The organism is Phenylobacterium haematophilum (assembly GCF_014196295.1).
Taxonomy (GTDB): Bacteria; Pseudomonadota; Alphaproteobacteria; order Caulobacterales; family Caulobacteraceae; genus Phenylobacterium; species Phenylobacterium haematophilum.
On sequence record NZ_JACIDK010000003.1, the window covers coordinates 277,852 to 299,440 of the forward strand.

General features: G+C 70.2%; 20 protein-coding genes. 10 read left to right on the top strand and 10 right to left on the bottom strand.

What is annotated here, in order from left to right:
* Nucleotides 1-109: 109 nt before the first annotated feature.
* Nucleotides 110-1,882 (bottom strand): acyl-CoA dehydrogenase, encoded by a 1,773-nt coding sequence (locus GGQ61_RS12185; RefSeq protein ID WP_183773125.1) that lies wholly within the window; start codon nt 1,880-1,882, stop codon nt 110-112.
* A 147-nt stretch (nt 1,883-2,029) separates the two neighbouring features.
* On the opposite strand from GGQ61_RS12185, the gene GGQ61_RS12190 reads away from it, so the two are divergent.
* A complete protein-coding gene (locus GGQ61_RS12190; protein WP_183773128.1) occupies nt 2,030-2,422 on the top strand; it encodes a GFA family protein in 393 nt (130 codons plus the stop codon).
* Between the two features lie 6 nt (nt 2,423-2,428).
* Here GGQ61_RS12190 and GGQ61_RS12195 read toward each other — a convergent pair whose 3' ends face one another.
* Complete coding sequence (locus GGQ61_RS12195; RefSeq protein ID WP_183773130.1) at nt 2,429-4,204, bottom strand: bifunctional helix-turn-helix transcriptional regulator/alpha/beta hydrolase; 1,776 nt, start codon at nt 4,202-4,204, stop codon at nt 2,429-2,431.
* A gap of 185 nt (nt 4,205-4,389) precedes the next feature.
* On the opposite strand from GGQ61_RS12195, the gene GGQ61_RS12200 reads away from it, so the two are divergent.
* The gene (locus GGQ61_RS12200; protein WP_183773132.1) at nt 4,390-5,373 is read left to right on the top strand and encodes a hypothetical protein; all 984 of its coding nucleotides are present in this window, start codon (nt 4,390-4,392) and stop codon (nt 5,371-5,373) included.
* Between the two features lie 38 nt (nt 5,374-5,411).
* Here the strand turns inward: GGQ61_RS12200 and GGQ61_RS12205 are convergent, their stop codons facing one another.
* Nucleotides 5,412-6,062 carry a J domain-containing protein gene (locus GGQ61_RS12205; protein WP_183773134.1) on the bottom strand — a complete coding sequence of 217 codons (651 nt, stop codon included), beginning with the start codon at nt 6,060-6,062 and terminating at the stop codon, nt 5,412-5,414.
* Between the two features lie 52 nt (nt 6,063-6,114).
* Here GGQ61_RS12205 and GGQ61_RS12210 point away from each other — a divergent pair, with 52 nt between their 5' ends.
* From GGQ61_RS12210 to GGQ61_RS12225, 4 genes are all read left to right on the top strand, one after another.
* Complete coding sequence (locus GGQ61_RS12210; protein WP_183773825.1) at nt 6,115-6,390, top strand: BolA family protein; 276 nt, start codon at nt 6,115-6,117, stop codon at nt 6,388-6,390.
* A gap of 96 nt (nt 6,391-6,486) precedes the next feature.
* The gene (locus tag GGQ61_RS12215; RefSeq protein WP_183773136.1) at nt 6,487-6,993 is read left to right on the top strand and encodes a 2Fe-2S iron-sulfur cluster-binding protein; all 507 of its coding nucleotides are present in this window, start codon (nt 6,487-6,489) and stop codon (nt 6,991-6,993) included.
* The gene (locus tag GGQ61_RS12220; protein ID WP_183773138.1) at nt 6,990-7,937 is read left to right on the top strand and encodes an FAD binding domain-containing protein; all 948 of its coding nucleotides are present in this window, start codon (nt 6,990-6,992) and stop codon (nt 7,935-7,937) included. The genes GGQ61_RS12215 and GGQ61_RS12220 overlap by 4 nt, the downstream gene beginning before the upstream one ends.
* Nucleotides 7,934-10,198 (top strand): xanthine dehydrogenase family protein molybdopterin-binding subunit, encoded by a 2,265-nt coding sequence (locus GGQ61_RS12225; protein WP_183773140.1) that lies wholly within the window; start codon nt 7,934-7,936, stop codon nt 10,196-10,198. Before GGQ61_RS12220 ends, GGQ61_RS12225 begins: the two co-directional genes overlap by 4 nt.
* A 156-nt stretch (nt 10,199-10,354) precedes the next feature.
* Here GGQ61_RS12225 and GGQ61_RS12230 read toward each other — a convergent pair whose 3' ends face one another.
* The 5 genes from GGQ61_RS12230 to GGQ61_RS12250 all read right to left on the bottom strand — a co-directional run bounded on the left by GGQ61_RS12230 (nt 10,355) and on the right by GGQ61_RS12250 (nt 15,010).
* Nucleotides 10,355-10,732 carry a response regulator gene (locus GGQ61_RS12230; protein WP_183773142.1) on the bottom strand — a complete coding sequence of 126 codons (378 nt, stop codon included), beginning with the start codon at nt 10,730-10,732 and terminating at the stop codon, nt 10,355-10,357.
* Entirely contained in the window at nt 10,729-11,979 is a 1,251-nt protein-coding gene (locus GGQ61_RS12235) for an HWE histidine kinase domain-containing protein (RefSeq protein ID WP_183773144.1), read from the bottom strand. Before GGQ61_RS12235 ends, GGQ61_RS12230 begins: the two co-directional genes overlap by 4 nt.
* Nucleotides 11,980-12,072: 93 nt before the next feature.
* Nucleotides 12,073-13,350 (bottom strand): CNNM domain-containing protein, encoded by a 1,278-nt coding sequence (locus GGQ61_RS12240; protein ID WP_183773827.1) that lies wholly within the window; start codon nt 13,348-13,350, stop codon nt 12,073-12,075.
* Between the two features lie 2 nt (nt 13,351-13,352).
* A complete protein-coding gene (gene aroB, locus GGQ61_RS12245) occupies nt 13,353-14,465 on the bottom strand; it encodes a 3-dehydroquinate synthase (RefSeq protein ID WP_183773146.1) in 1,113 nt (370 codons plus the stop codon).
* Nucleotides 14,462-15,010, bottom strand: a complete 549-nt coding sequence (locus tag GGQ61_RS12250; RefSeq protein WP_183773148.1) for a shikimate kinase — start codon at nt 15,008-15,010, stop codon at nt 14,462-14,464. Before GGQ61_RS12250 ends, aroB begins: the two co-directional genes overlap by 4 nt.
* Nucleotides 15,011-15,078: 68 nt before the next feature.
* On the opposite strand from GGQ61_RS12250, the gene GGQ61_RS12255 reads away from it, so the two are divergent.
* Both GGQ61_RS12255 and GGQ61_RS12260 read left to right on the top strand, forming a co-directional pair.
* Nucleotides 15,079-16,389 carry a hypothetical protein gene (locus GGQ61_RS12255; protein ID WP_183773150.1) on the top strand — a complete coding sequence of 437 codons (1,311 nt, stop codon included), beginning with the start codon at nt 15,079-15,081 and terminating at the stop codon, nt 16,387-16,389.
* Complete coding sequence (locus GGQ61_RS12260) at nt 16,386-17,294, top strand: site-specific tyrosine recombinase XerD (RefSeq protein WP_183773152.1); 909 nt, start codon at nt 16,386-16,388, stop codon at nt 17,292-17,294. The genes GGQ61_RS12255 and GGQ61_RS12260 overlap by 4 nt, the downstream gene beginning before the upstream one ends.
* Before the next feature lie 52 nt (nt 17,295-17,346).
* Here GGQ61_RS12260 and GGQ61_RS12265 read toward each other — a convergent pair whose 3' ends face one another.
* Nucleotides 17,347-18,291 carry a hypothetical protein gene (locus GGQ61_RS12265; RefSeq protein ID WP_183773154.1) on the bottom strand — a complete coding sequence of 315 codons (945 nt, stop codon included), beginning with the start codon at nt 18,289-18,291 and terminating at the stop codon, nt 17,347-17,349.
* A gap of 169 nt (nt 18,292-18,460) precedes the next feature.
* On the opposite strand from GGQ61_RS12265, the gene GGQ61_RS12270 reads away from it, so the two are divergent.
* Together GGQ61_RS12270 and GGQ61_RS12275 are read left to right on the top strand one after the other, a co-directional pair.
* Nucleotides 18,461-19,423, top strand: a complete 963-nt coding sequence (locus GGQ61_RS12270; protein WP_183773156.1) for an acetyl-CoA carboxylase carboxyltransferase subunit alpha — start codon at nt 18,461-18,463, stop codon at nt 19,421-19,423.
* Nucleotides 19,424-19,499: 76 nt separating this feature from the next.
* Nucleotides 19,500-20,498 (top strand): NAD(P)H-dependent flavin oxidoreductase, encoded by a 999-nt coding sequence (locus GGQ61_RS12275; protein WP_183773158.1) that lies wholly within the window; start codon nt 19,500-19,502, stop codon nt 20,496-20,498.
* A gap of 28 nt (nt 20,499-20,526) precedes the next feature.
* Here GGQ61_RS12275 and GGQ61_RS12280 read toward each other — a convergent pair whose 3' ends face one another.
* The gene (locus GGQ61_RS12280; protein WP_183773160.1) at nt 20,527-21,534 is read right to left on the bottom strand and encodes a beta-eliminating lyase-related protein; all 1,008 of its coding nucleotides are present in this window, start codon (nt 21,532-21,534) and stop codon (nt 20,527-20,529) included.
* Between the last annotated feature and the right edge of the window lie 55 nt (nt 21,535-21,589).

Sequence of the window (21,589 nt, forward strand, 5' to 3'; positions counted from 1 at the left end):
CAAGACCGGGACCCATTGCCGCCGTGTTGCTCCAGTTCGAGCGAGCCTTGCGTGATCCGGTGTTCATGGGTCCCAGTCTTCGGCTGCGCCGAAACCGGATGACACTTCGCTAGAACCCTTCGACGTCGAGGGTCGTGGCGATGTCCGAGCCGGCGGCGAGATCCAGCCAGAGACCGACGCGGGGCATCTCCTGTTCGAAGAAGAACCGGCAGGCGGCGACCTTGCCGGCGGTGAAGGCGTCGGCGGGCAGAGCCTTGGCGGCCAGCGCCATGTCGAGCCACAGCCAGCCGACGACCGCATGACCGAAAGCGCGCAGAGCGCTGGTGGCGCCGGCCAGGGCGTGCGGGGTCAGCGGCGCGGCGATGGCGACGGCGAAGGCGGCGATCTGCTCCCAGGCGGCGAGCAGGGCCTGGGCGTTTTCGGCGAGATCGGCATGGGTCTGCGCCGCGGCGGCGGTGACCTCGATGCGGGCGCGCAGTTCCGCGAGCGCGGCCGGATCGCGGGCCAACTTGCGGCCGACCAGGTCGATGCCCTGGACGCCGGTCGTGCCCTCGTGGATCGGGTTGAGGCGGTTGTCGCGGTAGATCTGCTCGACGTCGAAGTCGCGGGTGTAGCCGTAGCCGCCGTGGATCTGGATCGCGAGGTCGTTGGCGGCCAGGCCCATTTCCGAGGGCCAGGTCTTGGCGGCGGGGGTCAGCAGGTCGAGCAGCCGGCGGGCGGTGTCGGGGGCCTGCCCGGTCTGCTCCTCGTCCAGCAAGCGCGCGCAGTAGAAGATCAGCGCCATGGCGCCTTCGGCATAGGCTTTCTGGGCCAGCAGCATGTTCCGCACGTCGGGGTGGCCGATGATGGGCGCGGGCGCATCGGCGCCGGCCGGGCGGCCCTGCAGCCGCTCCTGGGCGTAGGCCAGCGACTGGCGGTAGCCGCGATAGCCGAGCATCGCGGCCCCGAGGCCGACATTGATGCGGGCCTCGTTCATCATCTGGAACATCTGCGCCAGGCCCTGGCCGACCTCGCCGACGAGGTAGCCGACCGCGCCGGCGCGGCCGCCGGGCGCGTAGGCGCCGTCGCCGAACGCGAGCACGGTGTTGGGGATGCCGCGATAGCCCATCTTGTGATTGAGGCCGGTGACGACGACGTCGTTGCGCTCCCCGTCCAGCCGCTTGGGCACGATGAACAGCGAGATGCCCTTCACGCCCGCCAGCGGCTTGCCGTCCGGCCCCGGGGTCTTGGCCAGCACCAGGTGGACGATGTCGCCGGTGATGTCGTGGTCGGCGCCGGAAATCCACATCTTGCCGCCGCGCAGCCGGTAGCGGGCGCCAAGCGCGTCGTCGCCGTCGGGCGTGGCCAGGGTGGTGATGTCGGCCAGGGAGGAGCCGGCCTGCGGCTCGGACAGGCACATGGTGCCGAGCGCCTCGCCGGCGATCTGCGGCCGGGCGAAGGCGGCGACCTGGGCCGGCGTGCCGAACGCGGCGATCAGCCGGGCGTTGGCCATGGTCAGCATCGGAAAGGCCGAGGCCGAGATGTTGGCGGCCATGAACGCGGCCATCGAGGCGCTGGCCGTCACGATCGGCAGCTGCAGGCCGCCGAGCTCGGCCTCGAATGTCCCGGCCATCAGCCCCGCGGCGGCGTACTGGCGCACGGCGTCGGCGATCTCGGGGATGACGTGGACACCGTCCGCGTCAAGCCAGGGCTCGCGCTGGTCGGCGGGCTTGTAGGCGGGCACGAAGACGTCGGCGGCCAGGCCCTCGCTGAGGTCGAGCACCGCGTCGAGCGTCTCGCGCGAATGGTCGGCGAAGCGCGGCCGGGCGAGCAGATCCTCGACCCTCAGCCAGTCGAACAGCAGGAAGTCGAGATCACGCCGGTTCAGATGGTAGCTGCTCATCGATACGTCCTCGCGGCGCACCCGCGCGCCGGGGCGCGTGCTAGCAGACGCGCATTAACTTGCAAATTAGAACTTATTGAGCGCGGCGGCTGCTGACACGTTCTTGGCGCAGGGGGAGCATGCTCGGCGCCTGGCATGGAGGCGAGGATGATCCGGGGAAGCTGCAATTGCGGGATGGTCAGGTTCGAGCTGACCGCCCCGCCGACCATGATGGGCACGTGCCACTGCTCGCGCTGCCGCAAGGCCGCGGCCGGGACGTTCGTGCTCGTCGCCCGCGAGAGCCTGCGCTGGATTGCGGGCCGCGAGGCGGTGGCGAGTTATCTGCCCGAGCCGCCGTTCAAGTACGCCCGCTGCTTTTGCCGCCATTGCGGGACGGGGCTGGGCGAGATCGCCTCGGACGCCGAGACCTTCCCGATCGCCGCCCACTGCCTGGACGATGACCCGCAGGTGCGCAACCGCTTCCACGAGTGGGTGTCGGTCAAGCCGGCCTGGTACGAGATCTGCGACGCCGCCAAGCAGTTTCCGGAGAACCCGGGGTAGGGCGCTTCAGCCGACCCAGGGTTCGGCGAGGATCTCGGCGATGAGGTCGGGCCGCTGCAGATGGACAAGGCGGCCGGCGTCGGCGAGAGTCACGACCCGGCATCCTGGCCAGGCGTCCTGCAGCGGCGGCAGCGAGTCGGCAGGGCTGTAGAGCGGATCCTGGAGGCCGCAGACGATGGTGATGGCGCCGCCGTCCTCGAGTATGTCGACCGCCTCAGCCGGTTCGGTCCTGGCCACGGCGATGAAGCCGGCCCCGCCTTGCATGGCGCTGAGCTGGGAGGAGCGGACGTAGGCGGCGCGGACCTCGGGATCGGCCAGCGTGGCGCGGTCCACGGCGCTGGCCTGAAGCGACTTCAGGGCGAGGCGCTCGACGATGGCGGCCGAGGCGTTTCGGCTGAGATAGCGGGCGAGGCCTTCGATCAGCCATGGGGTCGCGTAGACCAGTCCCTTGATCTGGCCGACCAGACCGCCGCGGCGGCGGTCGGCGCTGGCCGGCGGTTCAGGATTGAGGATGACCGCGCCGCGGACCCTGTTGGCGTGGCGCGCGAGCAGCCGGGAGACCACCAGCCCGGCGTTGCGCGCCAGAACGGACGCCGTGGGCAGATTCAGCGCGTCCATGACATCGACCAGATCCTGGGCCGACTGGACCAGGTAGTCGCCCTCGACCATGTCGGTCAGCCCAAAGCCGGGGCGATCCAAGGCGATCGGCCGCAGCCCCCTGGCCTGCAAGGCGCGCACGAAGGTTTGCGGATTGTGGCGGCCCGTGGCGGCGGTGTGCAGGATCAGCACCGGCGCGGCGCCGGGAGGGCCGTGGTCGGCGATGGCGATGCGGCCCCGCCGCCCTTGGCGCGCGATCAGCTTCAGCGGTTCGCCGACGTCGCGGGCGAAGCCGATCTCGGTGGCGCAGACCATGGCGTTGAGCAGGCGCAGTTCGCCGACCAGCCCAGCCAGTGCGGCGGCGCTGGCTACGGCGCAACTGCCGAAGACCGTCTTCAGCTCAGCCTTGACGAGGTGCTGCGAGATCCGCAGTCGTCGGCCGACATCGACTCTCTCCAGGCCCTCGGCGAGCAGGATGGCGGTCCGGGCCTGCCTGGGCGTCAGGCCGAACAGCTCGATCAGCCAGTGATCGACGTCGCCCTGGGGCATCGTCTGGCCGGCGTGAACGGCGACGCAGAGGGCGACGAACTCCCCCTGCCTGCGCACGCCAGCCTTGCGCATCGCCGACTTGAGCGACTTGCGCGCGGTCTCATAGGCGACGCCGGCGGTCTTTGCGGCCAGCCGCAGGTCGCCGGTGCGAACCAGGCCGCTGGTCACGCGAGCCTCGAGGCCGGTCAGGCCCAGGCGCTGAGTGAAGGCCGTGCTGCCGGCGCCGAGCCGTCCGGCCGGCGCGCAGGCGACGACTACGTGGCTGACGGCGCCGGTCTCGATGCGGCGGCGCACCGACCCGGAGATGGGCCAGCCGCGGGCCTGGTCGGCCGGCGCGACGGCGACAGGGAAGACCCGGCCGTCGGCGTCGGCCGCCAGGCAGATCCGCGCCGCGCCCGACGGCCTCGGCGTCAAGGCGTCACCAGGTCCGGCGAGCTTCCAGGCCTGAAAACGGTCGTCCACGAGGCCGAGCGTCCCGTCGCGGCCGCAGGTCGCCGAGGCGAAGGTCTCAGGGTCTATGACGACCGGGCCGCCGAGCGCCTTGGTCGGCGCATCGCCCGGGCGGCTCTCGACCGTGCTGAGCAGGTCCGCCGGAAGATCCTGCTCGGCTGCCGGGCGTGCGGTGAGCGGGTTCAAGAATCCAGACGCCTTCGATGTGCGGCGCCCATGTCGCCAAGTCCTACCGCCCGACCGTCGCACAACACCGATCGCCGAGCCAAGCGGCGCGATCGCCCCCAAATGGGGAGGGGCGCCACGGAGGGTTGCGCCTAGTCGTCACGGTGCGGCTTTCGATCGGCCGCGCTTCAGGGGGGGCGACTGGCATGGTTCAACTCAATCGGCGCAGAATTTCGTTCGGGCTGATCGCCTCGGGGCTGGCGCCGCCGGCCGCCGCGCGGGCGCAGAGCGTCAAGTCGCAGCAAGCCGCAGCGATGGCGGGGGTCAACAACGTCGCCGTCGGCAGCTTCACCATCGCCTTCCTGACCGACCGGACCGACACCGCCCGCGCCGGCGGCGGGCTTATGGGCGGCGGCTTCGGGGGACGATCCACGGCCCGCAGCGCCCTGGAGGGCGTCAGCGACGCCGATTTCCAGCGGGTGACGGACGCCGCCTACGAGGACTTCCTGGGACAGCTGCGAAAGTCCGGCTACGCGCCTGGCGACCGAGCGGCGGTGGTGGAGGCGTTCGGACGCAGCAACGCCGCGCCGCTGGAGAACGGGCTGGAGCGCGACGTCATTCTGGCCAGAGACTCTCGGGCCAAGGCGAAGGTTTTTTCGCCAAGCTCGATCGGCGGCGTCTGGCTGCCGAGAGAAGTGCTTGGCCAGATCAGCGCGCCCGGCTTCGCCGGCAACCGCAGCGCCATCGGCATCAGCATGGGCGGCGCCAGCTATGCGCGTTCGAGCGGGCAGGCGGTGGTCAACGCCTTCTACATCGTCGACTTCGCCAATGCCGAGACCTATGGCGGCTGGTTCCGGAACAGCTCGGCCGTCTCGGTAAAGGCAGGCCTGGCGATCGTCCCGGAAGTGTCGAAGGTGTTCGCCTATGCGCCCAGCGGCCGCATCGCGATGGCGACGCTGTCGGAGCCCGTGGCGGTGGGCGGCGATTTCGGCACCTTCGACGACAGCACCACCGGCGGACACAAGGCCGCGGAGTTCGCGGCGAACGCCATCGGGGTGCTTGGCGGCGTCGGCACCAGCTCCACTCGCCGGTACACGATGCGGGCGGAGCCGGAACGCTGGTCGGCCGGGGCCGTCGAACTGTCCAGTTCGGCGAGCAAGGTCCTGATCCAGGGCATGGGCGGCCGCTGATCGCGGCGCCGGGCGGGAGCGAACCTCCTGCCCGGCCCTCAGGCCATCTTGGCTTTCTTCAGCATCTGGTAGGCCTTGATCACCCGCTGGAGCTTGTGCTCGGCCGAGCGGTCGCCGCCGTTGGAGTCGGGGTGGGTGCGCTTGACCAGCTCGATGTAGCGGGCGCGGATGGTCGGGCCGTCGGCGTCCTCGTCGAGGTCGAGGTCGGCCAGGGCGTTGCGCTCGAGCTTGCCGAGGCGGCGGGCCGGCTCGGCCTTGGCCTGCGGCCGCGAGCTGGCGCCGAACAGGCTGAACGGGTCGGCATAGCCCTCACCCTTGCCGAAGCCATGGGCGGCCCCGGCGGCCTCACGCGAGAACTTGCTGGCCTTGAACTGCCAGGTCGGGCGGTCCCCGACCGCGCTCTGAGCCTGGCGCTTGCGGATCTCGCCCTCGCTCATGCCGGCGAAGAAGTCCCACTGCTTGTTGTACTCGGCCGCGTGCGGCTGGCAGAACCAGTAGTGCTCGTTGAGCATGTCGCGGGATTTCGGCGCGCGCGCCGTCGCCGCCGTCCGGCAGCCCGGATGTTCGCAAGCCCGTTCGCCGGGCTTGAGCGCATAAACATCGTCATTCCGCTTGGCCTCCTCCTCGGAACCGGGGGGACGCACACGGATATCGACGAACTTAGGCTTGTATTGAAACGCGCCGGCCATGGCCCAAGTATGAAGCTCCCTGAGTCCCTTTCAAGAATTGAACATCGATACGATGGGCGCCATATTTGAGGCCATCCACCACAAGCTTGACGCGGCGTTTTCGCCCACCCGCCTGGAAGTCGTCGACGACTCCGACCGGCATGCCGGTCATAGCGGCGCTCGGGAGGGCGGCGAAAGCCACTTCAATGTGTTGATCGAGTCCGCGGCCTTCGCCGGGGTGTCGAAGGTGGTGCGCCAGCGGCTGGTCTACAAGGCCCTGGCGGACGAACTGGCCGGTCCGGTGCACGCGCTTTCGGTAAAGGCGCTGGCGCCCGGAGAGGCGGCCTAAAAAACAATACCGGGGACCAGAACGAGCGTTTGAACGTTCGTTGCTGGGCCCGCATAATAGCAGTGTATGTGAGCGCTCACATCAGGGGAGGTGGGGATGCAAACGACGATCACGGTCAATGGGACGGCGCAAACGCTCGACGTCGATCCGCGGACCACCCTGCTTGACGCCCTGCGCGAGCATCTGGGGCTTACCGGATCGAAGAAGGGCTGCGACCACGGCCAATGCGGCGCGTGCACCGTGCTTGTGAACGGGGTGCGAATCAACTCCTGCCTCTCGATCCTGGCGATGCACGACGGCGACCAGGTCACCACCATCGAGGGCCTGGGCCAGCCGGGCGCGCTGCATCCGGTGCAGCAGGCGTTCCTGGAGAACGACGCCCTGCAGTGCGGCTACTGCACCCCCGGGCAGATCTGCTCGACGGTCGGCATGCTGCAGGAGGCGGCGGACGGCTGGGCCAGCCGTGAGACCGCCGACCTGACCGCGCCGACGGCGCTGACCGACGCTGAGATCCGTGAGCGGATGAGCGGCAACATCTGTCGCTGCTCGGCCTATCCGCAGATCCTGGCGGCGATCCGCGACCTGGCCGGAGAGGTCGCATGAAGCCGTTCACCTACGAGCGGGCCAGCAACGCCCAGGCCGCAGTGAAGGCGGTGGCCGAGACCCCCGGCGCGAAGTTCCTCGCCGGCGGCACCAACCTGCTGGACCTGATGAAGCTGGAGATCGAGCGGCCGACCCACCTGGTCGACGTCGGACGGCTGCCGTTCGCCGGCATCGAGGCGACCGCCGAGGGCGGCCTGCGGATCGGCGGGGCGATGACCAACGCCAGACTGGCGGCGCATCCGAAGGTGCGCGAGCTCTATCCGGTGCTGGCGCGGGCGATCCTGGCCGGGGCCTCGGGCCAGCTGCGCAACAAGGCGACGACGGCCGGCAACCTGCTGCAGCGGACGCGCTGCGACTATTTCTACGACACGGCCAAGCCTTGCAATAAGCGCGAGCCCGGCTCGGGCTGCAGCGCGATCGGCGGGCCGGGCGGCTATGGCGCGATCTTCGGCGCCAGCGAGGCCTGCATCGCGACACACACCTCGGACATGGCGGTGGCGCTGACCGCGCTCGACGCCAGCGTCGAGACCATGACCCCGGATGGCGGGACGCGGACGATCAAGGTCGAGGCGTTGCACCGGCTGCCCGGCGCGACGCCGCAGGTGGAGACGGACCTGGCGGCCGGCGAACTGATCACCACGGTGGTGCTGCCGCCGCCGCCGGCCGGCGGCCAGGCCTACGCCAAGGTCCGCGACCGGGCGTCCTACGCCCACGGCCTGGCCATGGTGGCGGTGGCCGGGGGACGGGTGGCGTTCGGCGCCGTGGCCGCCAAGCCCTGGCGCGCCGAGCAGGCCGAGGCCGCGCTGGCCGCCGGCGCGAGCCCGGCCGAGGCTGCGACCGCCGAAATGGCCCGCGCGGGAGCCGACGACCGCCGCACGCACAAGATCGCCCTGGTCCGCCGGCTGGCGGCCGCGACCATCGAAGACGCCGGGAGCGCCCGATGACCTCTGTCCGCGACTGGGCCGAGCCCAACCCCGTCACCGAGAACCGCGGCGGCGTGATCGGCAAGGGCGTCGACCGCTACGAAGGGGCGCTCAAGGTCACCGGGACCGCGCCCTATGCCTATGACACCGTGGCCCCCTCTCCGCCGGCCATCGGCGTGCTGGTCACCGCGACGATCCCGCGCGGAAAGGTGACGTCGGTGGATACGGCCGCCGCCGAAGCCGCGCCGGGCGTGCAACTGGTCTGGACGCACCTGAACGTTCCGACCCAGGCGCCGCGCGGGACGCGGGCCAATCCGCGCAGCCAGCGGGCCTCGAACCCGGCGCTCGGGAGCGATCGGGTCGAATACTACGGCCAGAGCGTCGCCTTCGTGGTGGCCGACACCTTCGAGAACGCCAGGGCTGCGGCCGAGCTGGTCAAGGTCGAGTATGCGGCCGAGCCGGCGGTGGTCGACTTCCTGGCCAGCTTCGACCAGGCGACCCTGCCGCCGGACGAGGAGGACGTGCATATCGGCGACTTCCACGGCGCCTACGCCGCGGCGCCGGTGACCGTCGACGAGACCTATTTCAGCCCGGTCCAGAACCACGTGCAGATGGAGCCTTGCGCCACCATCGCCTGGTGGGAGGGCGACAAGGTCACGGTCCACACCTCGATCCAGATGGTGAAGGGCGGCCAGCACGCCCTTGCCGAGACCCTGGCGATCCCCTCGAGCGACGTGCACCTGCTGACCCGCTACATCGGCGGCGGGTTCGGCGGGAAGGGCCAGCCCTATGACGACCTGATCCTGTCCGCGCTGGCGGCGCGGGCCCTGAAGCGGCCGGTCAAGGTCGCCTACACGCGCCAGCAGATGTTCCACGGCACCATTCACCGCCCGGCGGTGAACATGCGGGTTCGGCTGGGCGCCGAGCCGGACGGACGGCTGACCGCCTTCGCCGTCGAGGCGACGACGCACTGCGCGCGGGAGGCGACCTTCACCGAGCACGCGGCTAATTTCTCGCGCAACCTCTATGCGGCGCCCAATCGGCTGACCGGCCACCGGCTGGTGCGAATGGACCTGCCGCACGCCGGGCCGATGCGCGCGCCGGGCGAGGCGCCGGGCATGCTCAGCCTGGAATGCGCGATGGACGAGTTGGCCGAGAAGCTGGGCCTCGACCCGATCGAACTGCGCATCCGCAACGAGCCGGAGATCGACCCGGAGACCGGCAAGCCGTTCTCGATCCGCCAACTCGTGCGCTGCATGACCGAGGGCGCGCAGCGGTTCGGCTGGGAGCGCCGCAACCCGGTCCCCGGCCAGGTGCGCGACGGGCGCTGGATGGTCGGCATGGGCATGGCCGCGGCGATCCGCGGAAACTTCCTGCTGCCGGCCAAGGCCGGGGTGCGGATCGACGCCGGCGGGATCATCACCCTGCGCCAGGGCATGACCGACATCGGCACCGGCACCTATACGATTCTGCAGCAGATCACCGCAGAGACCCTGGGGGTCCCGCTGGGCCATGTGCGGGTCGAGATCGGCGATAGCGACTTCCCGCCGGCCCCCGGGTCAGGCGGCCAGTTCGGGGCGGCGACGGCGGGCTCGGCGGCGTTCGAGGCTGGGATGAACCTGCGCCGGGCGTTGACCGAACTGGCGGTCGGCGATCCGAACTCGCCGCTCTACGGCGGACCGGCCGAGTACGTGACGTTCGAGAACGGCAACATCGCCATCGAGAACCGCAGCGAGACGCTGGCGGCGCTGGTGCGGCGGGCCGCGCCGGAGGGCGTCTATGTCGAGGGCTCGATCGCTCCGGCGGCCGACGCGCGGGACTATTCACAGCACACCTACGGCGCGCACTTCGCCGAGGTGGGGGTGAATCAGATCACCGGCGAGGTGCGGCTGCGCAAGATGTTCGGCGTGTTCGCCGCCGGGCGGATCCTCAACGCCAAGACCGCCAAGAGCCAGATCACCGGCGGGATGATCTGGGGCGTCGGCACGGCGCTGACCGAGGTCAACGCCGTGGATCCGCGCTTCGGCTCGTTCGTGAACCAGGACATGGCCGAGTACCTGGCGCCGGTGCACGCCGACATCGTCGACCTGGATTCGATGTTCCTAGACGAGGCCGACGACAAGGCCAACCCGATGGGCATCAAGGGGGTCGGAGAGCTGGGCATCGCCGGGGCCGGGGCGGCGATCGCCAACGCCATCTACAACGCCACCGGCGTGCGGCTGCGCGACTATCCGATGACCCCGGACAAGGTGCTGGCCGGGCTGATGGCGAAGGGGCTGTAACGATTTGAGAATGTCATCCCGGAAGCCGCCCAGCGGCTGTCCGGGACCCATTCGCGCCGTGGCGGCGGAAGAGGGCGCGGCCGCGCCATAGCTTTCGAGATCTGGTGTCTATGGGGCCCGGTCTTGCTGCGCAAACCGGGATGACAGCTGTGGGCGCTACCCCACCCTCGGCAGGAGTTCGCCGAGGATGCGGGCGAGGTCGCCTTCGCGGAAGGGCTTCTGGAGGACGGGCGAGCCCTTGTCGGCGTCGCGCAGGCCGGCGTCGCCGTAGCCGGTGGCGAAGGCGAAAGGGGCGCCTTTTTCGCGCAGCAGGTCGGCCAGCGGGAAGATCGGCTGGCCGCCGAGGTTCACGTCCAGCACCGCGCAGTCGAGTTCTTCGTTATTGGCCAGCTCGATGGCCTCTTCGAGCCGGGAGGCTGGCCCGACCACCTTGCAGCCGAGGTCTTGAAGCATGTCCTCGATCAGCATCGAGACCATCATCTCATCTTCGACCACTAAGACCCGCAGGCCGGCCAGATCGCTAAGTCCGGTCATTCGGAGGGCTCCAAGACGTGAAGGGGAAGGTCCATCCGGCAGGACAACCCGGTCGGATGATAGTCCAGTCGAACGCGGCCAGCCAATTCTCCCGCAAGTCCGCGTTCGAGAAGTCGGCTGCCGAAGCCCTGGCGGTCCGGCTTGACCACTGCGGGTCCGCCGGACTCGGTCCACTCGATCATCAGGCGGCGGTCCGACGGCTGGTCGTCGAGGCGCAGGCGCAACGCGACGTGGCCGGCCGGCGTCGACAGCGCGCCGTATTTGACGGCGTTGGTCGCCAACTCGTGGAAAGCCATGCCGAGCGCCACCGCAGCCTTGGGCCGCAGGCGCACGTCCTGCTCGCCCTGGATGGTGAACCGCGCGCCGCCGCCCTGGCGTCCGCCGCTGTAGGGGCGCAGCTCGGCGGCCAGGATGTCGAACAGGCTGGCGCCTTCCCAGTTCTGGGCGGTGAGCAGGTTGTGGGTCTGGGACAGGGCCATAAGCCGGGCTTCGAACGCCTTGTAATAGGTGTCGATATCCTTGGCGTTAACCAAGCTCTGGCGGGCCAGGGATTGCACCGAGGCCAGGGTGTTTTTGACCCGATGGTTCAGCTCGTTGAGCAGCAGTCGTTGGCGCTCCTCGGCCAGCACGCGCTCGCGGACCTCGGCGCGCGCGGCCTGGTGCAGGCGGACATTGTCGATGGCGACGGCGGCCTGGGCCCCGACCCCAGCCATCAGGTGCTCCAGACGTTCGGAGAAGCGGCCCGGTTCGGGATGGCCGAACAGCAGCGCGCCCAGCACCTCGCCCGAACGGGAGATCACCGGCACGCCCATATAGCTGCGCACCGGCAAATGGCCCTTAGGCATGCCGTGGAACGGGGCGTTGCGGCCGTAGCGTGGGTCGGTGGTGATGTCGTCGCTGCGCAGGATGCCTTCACCGTCGAAGGTCGGGGCGAAAACCGCGGTCCTGCGGACCATCGGGAAGTGGTCGAAGGCCGAGCGCGGCGCGCCCGACAGCGAGTAGAGGGTCAGCGTATCGCCGTTGTCGTCGAAGGCCGTATAGAAAAAGGCGCCGAAGGCGGCGCCGGTCAGCTCCACGCCGCCGTCGACGACGATCTGCACGACCTGATCAAGATCGCCGCCGGCCCCGATGGCCGCAGCGATGCGGTTGAGAGCGTCGGCGCGGACGGTCTCTTCGGCGAGGGCCGCGCGAGCGCTCGCCAGGCGCGCTTCCAGCGCCTCGATCCTGGCGGACGTCGTCTCAGTCATGCTCACGGTATCGCACGGCGCCCCAGACTGTGCCGAGTTGGGCAGCAAACGAAGGTTGTTTTACCAGCTAGGTCAAGAGGCTAACCAAACCGACTAGTCCGGCTCGCGTGGCGGGGTCGGCCAGATCTTCATGGAGGTGATCTGATTGCGTTCACGCCGGACGATCTGGAAGCGGTGACCGTAGAAGGTCCAGGTCTGGCCCACCTTGGGAATGGTCTGGGCCTCGTGAATGACCAGGCCGGCGACGGTGACAGCGTCGTCGTCGGGCAGGTCCCAGTCGAGGGCGCGATTGAGGTCGCGGATCGCCACCCAGCCATCGACGACCACCGAGCCGTCGGTCTGACGGCGCACGCCGTCGAGGGCGCTGTCGTGCTCATCCTCGATCTCGCCGACGATCTCCTCAAGGATGTCCTCGAGCGTGATCAGGCCCTGCAGGGCCCCGTACTCGTCGACGACCAGGGCGAAATGGTTCTGGCGTTTGAGGAAGGCGGCAAGCTGGTCCTTGAGCGAAGTGGTCTCGGGGATGAACCACGGCTCGCGGGCGAGGGCCGGCAGGTCGATGCTTTCGAGCGGCGCGGCGGCCAGGGCGGTCAGCACGTCCTTAGCGTGCAGCACGCCGACGATGTTCTCCGGGTCGTCGCGGTAGAGCGGAACGCGGCTGTGGCCGGTCTCCAAGAGCTCGCCCAGCAACTGCTTGGGCGACAGGGCCGCGTCGATCATCGAGATCGAGCGCCGGTGGACCATGACCTGGGTCACGTCCATCTCCGACAGGTCGAGCACGCCGCCGAGCATGTGGCGGTCGCTGGCTTCCACCAGGCCTTCGGAGTGGTGGTACTCGACCGCGCCGCGGATCTCCTCGTGGGCGGCCAGCACGTCGGTCTCCATCGACAGCTTGATGCCGAACGGGCGCAGGGTCAGGCGAACGATCCACTGGGCGCCGTTGGCGAGGGGGCCGAAGATCCGCACCACCCACCAGGTGGGGATCGACAGGAAGCGGGCGACGTCGTCGGCGCGGGCGATGGCCAGGGTCTTGGGCAGGATCTCGCTGAACACGACGATCAGCACTGTCATCACCACGGTGGCGAGCAGCGCGCCGACCGGGCCCGGGAAGGCGGCGGACAGCGCCAGGGTGGTGAGCGCCGAGGCGCCGATGTTGATCACGTTGTTCGAAAGCAGAATGGCCCCGATCATCTTCTCCTGATCGGCCATCATGCGATTGATGCGCTTGGCGGCGCGGTCGCCCTCCCGCTCCAACTGATGCATCCGCGCCCGGCTGGCGGCGGTCATCGAGGTTTCGGCGGCGGAGATGAGGCCGGAGAGCGAGAGCAGGATGACCAGCGCGGGGGCCAGACCCGCGAGGACGGCGACGATCGTCACGGATGCGCGCCTTCGGCGACCAGAAACTGGCGCACCGCTTCGCCATCGACGTTCTTGGCGACGAAGGCGTCGCCCAGAGCACGCGCGAGGATGAAGGTCAGGCGCCCGCCCTCGGCCTTCTTGTCCTGAGCCATGTGGCGCACGAGCTTGCGCGCGTCGAAGGCGCCTGAGCCGACCTGGTCGAGGCGCGTGGGCAGGCCGGCGGCGGCGATGGCGGTCTCGGCGCGCTGGGCGTCCTGGGCCGAGCACAGGCCTTGCGCGGCCGAGAAGCGGAAGGCGATGGCGCTGCCGGCGGCCACGGCCTCGCCGTGCAGCAGGGCCTCGCCGTAGCCGGTCTCGGCCTCCAGCGCGTGGCCGAAGGTGTGGCCGAGGTTGAGCAGGGCGCGGCGGCCGGCTTCCTTTTCGTCGGCTTCGACGATCTCGGCCTTCATCTCGACCGAGCGGGCGACGGCGTAGGCGAGCGCGTCAGGATCGCGCGCGAGCACGGCCGCGCCGTTGGCCTCCAGCCACTCGAAGAAGGCGAAGTCTCCGAGTAGGCCGTACTTGATGATCTCGGCGTAGCCGGCGCGCATCTCGCGGTCGGGCAGGGTGGCCAGCAGGTCGAGGTCGGCCAGGACCAGCCGGGGCTGGTGGAAGGCGCCGATCAGGTTCTTGCCGCGCGGAGTGTCGATGGCGGTCTTGCCGCCGACCGACGAGTCCACCTGGGCCAGCAGGGTGGTCGGGATCTGGATGAAGTCGACGCCGCGCTTGTAGATCGCAGCTGCGAAGCCCGCGAGGTCCCCGACCACGCCGCCGCCGAAGGCGATGATCAGGTCGCCGCGGTCCAGTTCCAGCTCCAGAAGTCGGTCGCAGACGTCCGAAAGCCCGTCCCAGCTCTTGGTCGGTTCGCCGGGCGGGACGACGATGGACTGGGACGAAATCCCGGCCGCGGCGAGGGCGTCGGTAAGGGCTTGGCCATGCAGCTTCCACACCGTCTCGTCGCTGACGATGGCGGTGCGGCCCTGCTTGAGCAGCGGGGCGAGCAGCACGCCGGCCCGGCCGAGCAGGTCCCCGCCAACCACGACGTCGTAGGCCCGATCGCCGAGGCCAACGCGGACGGTGCGGCTCATGGGGCTTGTTCCTCGAGGTGGCGGGTCAGGGCGCGGATCACCTGGTCGACGGTGACGTGATGGGCCGTGTCGCCGGTTTCGACAGTGATGTCGGCCTCGGCGTAGACAGGATAGCGTTTCTCGGCGAGCTCGGTGAGCACGGCCAGCGGGTCCTTGCCCGAGAGCAGCGGGCGGCTGTCCTTGCGCGAGACCCGACGGACCAGCACTTCGAGGTCCGCCTTCAGCCAGACCGAGATCGAGCGTTCCTTGATCAGCGCGCGGGTCTCGTCGTTCATGAAGGCCCCGCCGCCGGTGGCCAGCACGTGCGGCGGGTTTTCCAGCAGCCGGGCGATCACCCGGCGTTCGCCTTCGCGGAAGGCGGGCTCGCCCATCTCGGCGAAGATATCGGGAATGGAGCGGCCGGCGGCGGCCTCGATCTCGACGTCGGCGTCCTTGAACGGCAGGTCGAGCGCGTTGGCGAGGCGGCGGCCGACGCTTGATTTGCCGACCCCCATCAGGCCCACGAGGGTGATGGTGCGGGCGCGCAGCGGTGTGTAACGGTCCATGAACGGCCAGGGTCTTACACGAGCATGTGCCTCGACGCCAAGTTGACCGTACTGCAAAGCTGGCAGGGATGAGCCGTAAGCTTACTGTCCTGACGCTCGGCGCCCTTCTGATCGGCGCCGATCCCGCCCTTGCTCAGCCAGCCGTGGAAGTGACGCCGCTGGCGGCGCCCGACTTCTTCGCCAACGGCGCGCGCGACACCGGACTGCCCGCCGACCTGTGGCGCGGCGCTTCGGTCGAGACGGCCCGCACGGTGCTGCCGCTGATCGCGGTCAAGCCGCTGTCGCCGGCCGCCGCAGCGCTGGCCCGGCGGGTGCTGGCGACCGGCGCCAACGGCCCGGAGGGCGCAGGTCAGGACCGCGACCTGGCCGGTGTGCGGATCGCCGCGCTGGTCGCCCAGGGCGGGGTCAAGGACGCCGGGACGATCCTGTCGCGGACCTCGGGCCTGGAAAGCAATCCGGCGATGGCGCAGGCCGGCGCCGAGGCGGCGCTGCTGGCCGGCCAGGACGAGCGCGCCTGCGACATCGGGGAGCGCCTGGCGAGCGGCCGCGAGGAGATCTACTGGCTGCGGCTGCGAGCCTATTGCCTGGCGCGCGACGGCCAGTCCGACGCGGCGCGTGTGACCTTCGATCTGGCCCAGGGCGTGGCGCGCGACGCTGTGTACGGGCGGCTGATGGGCGCCAAGCTGGCCGGGACCGGGAATCCGGGCGCGGCTTCGCTGCGGGGCGGACTGGACTACGCTCTGTCGCGCAGCCTGGGGCTGGACCTCGCCGCCGCGACGCCGGCGCCGGCGGTGGCCGCGGCCCTGGCGGCGGAAGAGCCAGGGGCGGCGACCTGGAGCATCGAAAGCGGGCCGGGGCCGTTGCAGGCGGCGATGGCGGCGGTGGCCGTCGGCGACCTGGCCGGGGCCCAGACCCTGCGCGCCGGGCTGACGGCCGACGCCACGCCGGTGAACGAGCTGGCGCTGCTGGACGGCCTGATCGCAGCAGCGGGCGGCAAGGCGGACGGCCCGACCTTGGACCGGCTGGTCGAGCGCGGCGCGGTCGCCGACGCCAAGACCCGCGGCAAGATGCAGAACGCGGCGATCCTGCTGGCGGCACTGGGCGCGCCGATGACGCCGCAGGCGCGCGGAGAGTTCGCCAAGTTCGCCGGCGCCGAGGCCGGTAAGGCGACGGTGGCGCGGGGCCTGGCTCTGGACCTGGCCGGCGAGGCCAGGCTGATGGGCGAGACCGCGTTGCTGGCGCTGTGGATCAGCGCCGACGCGGGAGCAGCCGGACCTGCGACCGGCGACCGCGCGCGGATCGTCCGCGCCCTGCGGGCCGCGGGGCTGGAAGCCGATGCGCGGGCCTTCGCCGTGGAAGGGTTGCTGGCGCAGAGATGAACGGCGCCGGCTGGATCGAAGCCTTCCTGGAGATGATGGCCGGCGAGCGGGCCAGCGCCCGCAACACGCTGACCGCCTATGGGAAGGATCTGGCCGATGCGCAGGCGTTTCTCAAAGGGCGCGGCGTTGATCTGAGCACCGCGGGAGCCGAGCAGATCGAGGCTTATTTCGCCGCGCTGAGCGACCGCGGCATGTCGCCGGCGACGGCGGCGCGGCGGCGCTCGGCCGTGCGGCAGTTCTATCGGTTCGTGCTGGGCGAGGGCTGGCGGAGCGATGATCCCTCGCGGCGGGTCGACGCCCCCAAGAAGGGCCGGCCGCTGCCCAAGGTGCTGAGCCGCTCGGAGGTCGACGCGATCATCGCGGCGGCCGGCGCGCGCGATGGCGGGCAGGGGCTGCGGCTGGCCTGCATGATCGAGCTGGCCTACGCCTCGGGCCTGCGGATCTCGGAGCTGACGGGGCTGCCGCTGTCGGTGCTGGCGCGCGATCCGGCCTACCTGATCGTCAAGGGCAAGGGCGGCAAGGAGCGGCTGGCGCCGCTGAACGACGCCGCGCGGGCGGCGGTGAAGGCCTATCTGGAGGTCCGCGAGGACTTCCTGCCGAAAGGCGACGGCGCCAATCCCTGGCTGTTCCCCTCACGCAGCAAGGCGGGGCGGCTGACGCCGCGGCGCTTCGCCCAGCTGCTGGACGAGGCGGCGGCCGACGCCGGGATCGATCCGGCGCGGGTCAGCCCGCACGTCCTGCGCCACGCCTTCGCGACCCACCTGCTGGAAGGCGGGGCGGACTTGCGGGTGGTGCAGAAGCTGCTGGGCCATGCCGACATCGCCACCACACAGATCTACACCCACGTCGCCGGCGAGCGGCTGCGCGAGGTGGTGCAAAGCAAGCACCCGTTGGCGAAGAAGTAGGGCGCATGGCCCCTTCTCCCGCGGGGGGAGAAGGACGACCTGGCCGCGCGCCTCAACCGGTGATCCGGTATCGGCCCGTGCCGTCGGGGCAGACCCGGACGTAGCGCTGCTCGCTGCTGGAGACCTGGGCTGGGGCCAGGCGGCACTGCATGCGGTCGTAGTCGTTGTAGCCGTACTGGCCTGACCGGCGGGAGCGGTCGAAGTCGCTCTCTCGATACGGGATGGTCTGGTCGTAGCTGTAGTAGTAGCCGCGCTCGTCGCACTTGGCCGAGGCGCGGCCGACCCCGAGGCCGATGCCGCCGCCGACCAGGGCGCCCAGAACCGCGCCTTCGGTCCGCACGCCGCTGGCCGCGACGTTGGAGCCGAGCGCACTGCCGAGCAGGGCGCCGATCAGAGCACCGCCGATGGAGCGGTTGGTCTTGCTGTTGGTGCAGGACGGATCGTTGCTGATGTAGGCGGTGGTCGATGCGTCCTGGGCGTAGCTGTCGGCGCTCCACACCGGGGGAGGGCCATAGGCGCGCTGATAGGCGCCGGCGCCCCAGCGACGATCGTAGTCGGCCCGCGCGCGGTCGTAGGCGGCCAGGCGCTGTTCGTAGTCGAAGCGGCTCTGGCTGGTGGACGGCGCGCCGGTCGCCGGCTGGTAGCTGGGCGCCCTCCAGGTGGGGGCCGGGCCGTAGGCGCGGGCATAGGCGCCGTAGCCGTAGCGTCGGTCGTACTGTTCGCGCGAGCGCTCCCAGTTGGCGCGGGCGACCTCGTAGTCCTGGCGGGACTGTTCGTATGCGGCGCGGTCGGCCTGATAGCGGCTCTGGTCGTACTGGTACTGCGGCGTCGGCCGCGGGTCGGAGTACGGATTGGCCGCGGGCGGCGGATATTGGTTCTGATACTGACCTTGGTACTGGCCCTGATATTGGCCCTGGTACGGGTACTGGGCGAGGGCGGGCGAGGCGGCGGCCGCGAGAAGCGCGGCGGCGGCGACGGCGGTTCTGGTGACGTGCATGGTCGATCTCCTGGACCGCAACAAAACGTGAGCGGGGCAGGGCAGTTGCAGCGGAGCGGCGGTGGCGGCTTGACGCCGGGGGCCCGATGGCTGTTCCTCGGGGTTGTGAGGCGGGCGCTTCGAGCCTAGTTTCCGCCGCTTCCGCAAACGGAAAGAGAAGATTCCTCGAATGGCCGCACACTATCTCGAGTTCGAGCGCCCCATCGCCGACCTCGAAGCGAAGATCGAGGAACTGTCGAAGCTGTCGGAGACGACCGGCTCGGGAACCCTGGACGCCGAGATCGAGGCGCTGCGCGCCCGCGCCCAGGAAGTCCGGCGCCAAGCCTATTCGAAGCTGGACGCCTGGCAGAAGACCCAGGTCGCGCGCCATCCGGACCGGCCGCACTTCGTCGACTATGTCGGCGGGCTGATCGACGAGTTCGTGGAACTGCGCGGCGACCGCAAGTTCGCCGACGACCAGGCGCTGATCGGGGGCCTCGGCCGGTTCCGCGGCCAGCCGGTGGTGGTCATCGGCCATGAGAAGGGCCGCGACACCGTCAGCCGGGTGAAGCACAATTTCGGCTATGCGCGGCCCGAGGGCTATCGCAAGGCCATCCGCCTGATGGAGCTGGCCGAGCGCTTCAACCTGCCGGTCATCAGCTTCGTCGACACCCCGGCCGCCTATCCGGGCGTCGGCTCGGAAGAACGCGGCGTGGCCGAGGCGATCGCGCGCTCGACAGAGAAGTGCCTGATGCTGGAAGTGCCGATGATCGCCATCGTCACCGGCGAGGGCGGCTCGGGCGGGGCGCTGGGCATCGCCTGCGGCAACCGGGTGCTGATCCTTGAGCACGCGATCTATTCGGTGATCCCGCCGGAAGGCGCCAATTCGATCCTGTGGCGCGGCGCGCGCACGGCCGAGGAAGCGGCCAAGGCGATGAAGATCACCGCCCAGGACCTGATCGGCATGAAGATCGTGGACCGTATCATCGCCGAGCCGCCCGGCGGCGCGCACTCCGACAAGGAAGCGATGGTCTCGGCCGTTGGCGACGTGATCGCCGACGAACTGGCCCAGATCGCCAAGCTCAGCGCCGAAGAACTGAAGAAGCAGCGCGCCGACCGCTTCTATGCGATCGGGCGCAGCGGGCTGCAGTAGCAGCGAATCCAAACAGGCTTGCCTGACGCACCGGCGCCGGGCTCAGTGTCGTCCAAACAACCGTTTGGAGGGCGCGATGGCCTTGAAAACCCGTTTCACCGAGCTCGTGGGCGTCGAGCATCCGATCGTCCAGGGCGGGATGCAGTGGGTCGGTCGCGCCGAGCTGGTCGCGGCGGTCGCCAACGCCGGCGGCCTGGGCTTCATCACCGCCCTGACACAGCCTACGCCCGATGACCTGCGGCGCGAGATCGACCGCTGCCGCAAGCTGACCGACAAGCCGTTCGGCGTGAACCTGACCATCCTGCCGGCGATCACCCCGCCGCCCTACGCCGAGTACCGCCAAGCGATCATCGACAGCGGCGTCACGGTCGTGGAGACCGCCGGCTACAAGCCGCAGGAACACGTCGATCACTTCAAGGCGCACGGGATCAAGGTGATCCACAAGTGCACGGCGGTCCGCCACGCCCTGTCGGCCGAGCGGATGGGCGTGGATGCGATCTCGATCGACGGCTTCGAGTGCGCCGGCCACCCCGGCGAGGACGACATTCCCGGCCTGATCCTGATCCCGGCCGCGGCCGACAAGGTGAAGATCCCGATGATCGCCTCGGGCGGCTTCGGCGATGCGCGCGGGCTGGTGGCGGCGCTGGCGCTGGGCGCCGACGGCGTCAACATGGGCACTCGCTTCATGTGCACCAAGGAAAGCCCGATCCATCAGAAGGTGAAGGAGCAGATCGTCGCCAACGACGAGCGGGCCACCAACCTGATCTTCCGCACCATGCACAACACCGCGCGGGTCGCTAAGAACGCCGTCTCCGACGAGGTAGTGGCGATCGAGCGCCGCGGCGGCGCGACGTTCGAAGACGTGAAGGACCTGGTCGCCGGGTCTCGCGGCAAGGTGGTCTACGAGGCCGGCGATCCGGAGCACGGCATCTGGTCGGCAGGGATGGTCCAGGGCCTGATCCACGACATTCCGTCGTGCGAGGAGCTGATCAGCCGCATCGTCCGCGAGGCCGAGGACATCATCCACGGTCGCCTGGCGCGGTTCGCGCCGGAGCGGCGATCGGTTCGCGCCTGACTGCGGCACATCGCAAACGCGCTGGACGTCAGACGATGGCTCTGAGCGTCGCGCCGAGTTCCTCGACGCTGTCCGGGGTGACGGCCCAGGAACACATGAAGCGCACGGAGCCGTCGAGGAAGCGATAGGCGAACCAGCCTGCGGCGTGGAGGCGGCCGAGCGTCGCATCGTCCATGTCGACGAAGACGGCGTTGGCCTCGACGGGATGGCGCAGCGGGAAGGGCGAGAGTTCGGCCAGCCGTCGGGCCATGGCGTTGGCGTGGGCGGCGCGGGCGACGAAGGCGCCGCTTTCCAGCATGCCGATGAACGGCGCGGCGTAGAAGCGGCCCTTGGACGGCAATTGGCCCGACTGCTTCAACCTGGCGTCAAAGCGCCGGGCGAGGGCGCGGTCGAAGATCACCACCGCCTCGGTGGCGGTCATGCCGGCCTTGGTCCCGCCGACCACCAGGATGTCGACCCCGAGCGAGCCGATCGCCTTGAGGTCGAAGCCGGCGGCCGCGGCGTTGGCCAGCCGCGCGCCGTCGAGGTGGACGCCGAGTCCCTTGGCCTTGGCAGGGGCGGTGAGGGCGGCGAGCTCCTCGACCGAATAGACCGTGCCGTACTCGGTGGCGTTGGTCAGCGAGAGGGCGACGGGGAACTGGCGGTGAGCCACGTCGGGCCGAGTCAGCTGCGCGGCGAGGGCGGCCGGGTCGATGCGGCCCGAGGCGCCGGGCAGACCGACCAGGCCGAGCCCGTGGCCGAAGAAGCCGGGAGCGCCGGTCTCGTCGGTGCAGACGTGGGCGTGCTCGTGGGCCAGCACCGCTTCGAACGGGCGGCAGAGCGCGGCTAGGGCGATGGCGTTGGCGGCGGTGCCGGAGGCGACGAAGCGGACCTCGGCGTCGGCGTCGAGCAGGGCGCGGACGGCGTCGGCCGCGCGCGCGCTGACGGCGTCAGTTCCGTAGCCGGAGGTGAAACCGGTGTTGGCGGCGACGAGCGCCTCGATCGCTTCAGGCGCGGCGGGGGCGGTGTTGTCGGAGGCGAAATCGTAGCGGGCCATGAACGACTTGGTAGCGCGGCCCCACGCGACGGCGAAAGCGGGCGTTTTCTGTTTT

Bases quoted from the DNA above. Each gene is read 5' to 3' on its own strand.
- GGQ61_RS12185 (WP_183773125.1), bottom strand. From the start codon at position 1,882: ATGAGCAGCTACCATCTGAACCGGCGTGATCTCGACTTCCTGCTGTTC.
- GGQ61_RS12190 (WP_183773128.1), top strand. From the start codon at position 2,030: ATGATCCGGGGAAGCTGCAATTGCGGGATGGTCAGGTTCGAGCTGACC.
- GGQ61_RS12200 (WP_183773132.1), top strand. From the start codon at position 4,390: ATGGTTCAACTCAATCGGCGCAGAATTTCGTTCGGGCTGATCGCCTCG.
- GGQ61_RS12205 (WP_183773134.1), bottom strand. From the start codon at position 6,062: ATGGCCGGCGCGTTTCAATACAAGCCTAAGTTCGTCGATATCCGTGTG.
- GGQ61_RS12210 (WP_183773825.1), top strand. From the start codon at position 6,115: ATGGGCGCCATATTTGAGGCCATCCACCACAAGCTTGACGCGGCGTTT.
- GGQ61_RS12215 (WP_183773136.1), top strand. From the start codon at position 6,487: ATGCAAACGACGATCACGGTCAATGGGACGGCGCAAACGCTCGACGTC.
- GGQ61_RS12220 (WP_183773138.1), top strand. From the start codon at position 6,990: ATGAAGCCGTTCACCTACGAGCGGGCCAGCAACGCCCAGGCCGCAGTG.
- GGQ61_RS12225 (WP_183773140.1), top strand. From the start codon at position 7,934: ATGACCTCTGTCCGCGACTGGGCCGAGCCCAACCCCGTCACCGAGAAC.
- GGQ61_RS12230 (WP_183773142.1), bottom strand. From the start codon at position 10,732: ATGACCGGACTTAGCGATCTGGCCGGCCTGCGGGTCTTAGTGGTCGAA.
- GGQ61_RS12235 (WP_183773144.1), bottom strand. From the start codon at position 11,979: ATGACTGAGACGACGTCCGCCAGGATCGAGGCGCTGGAAGCGCGCCTG.
- aroB (WP_183773146.1), bottom strand. From the start codon at position 14,465: ATGAGCCGCACCGTCCGCGTTGGCCTCGGCGATCGGGCCTACGACGTC.
- GGQ61_RS12250 (WP_183773148.1), bottom strand. From the start codon at position 15,010: ATGGACCGTTACACACCGCTGCGCGCCCGCACCATCACCCTCGTGGGC.
- GGQ61_RS12255 (WP_183773150.1), top strand. From the start codon at position 15,079: ATGAGCCGTAAGCTTACTGTCCTGACGCTCGGCGCCCTTCTGATCGGC.
- GGQ61_RS12260 (WP_183773152.1), top strand. From the start codon at position 16,386: ATGAACGGCGCCGGCTGGATCGAAGCCTTCCTGGAGATGATGGCCGGC.
- GGQ61_RS12265 (WP_183773154.1), bottom strand. From the start codon at position 18,291: ATGCACGTCACCAGAACCGCCGTCGCCGCCGCCGCGCTTCTCGCGGCC.
- GGQ61_RS12270 (WP_183773156.1), top strand. From the start codon at position 18,461: ATGGCCGCACACTATCTCGAGTTCGAGCGCCCCATCGCCGACCTCGAA.
- GGQ61_RS12275 (WP_183773158.1), top strand. From the start codon at position 19,500: ATGGCCTTGAAAACCCGTTTCACCGAGCTCGTGGGCGTCGAGCATCCG.
- GGQ61_RS12280 (WP_183773160.1), bottom strand. From the start codon at position 21,534: ATGGCCCGCTACGATTTCGCCTCCGACAACACCGCCCCCGCCGCGCCT.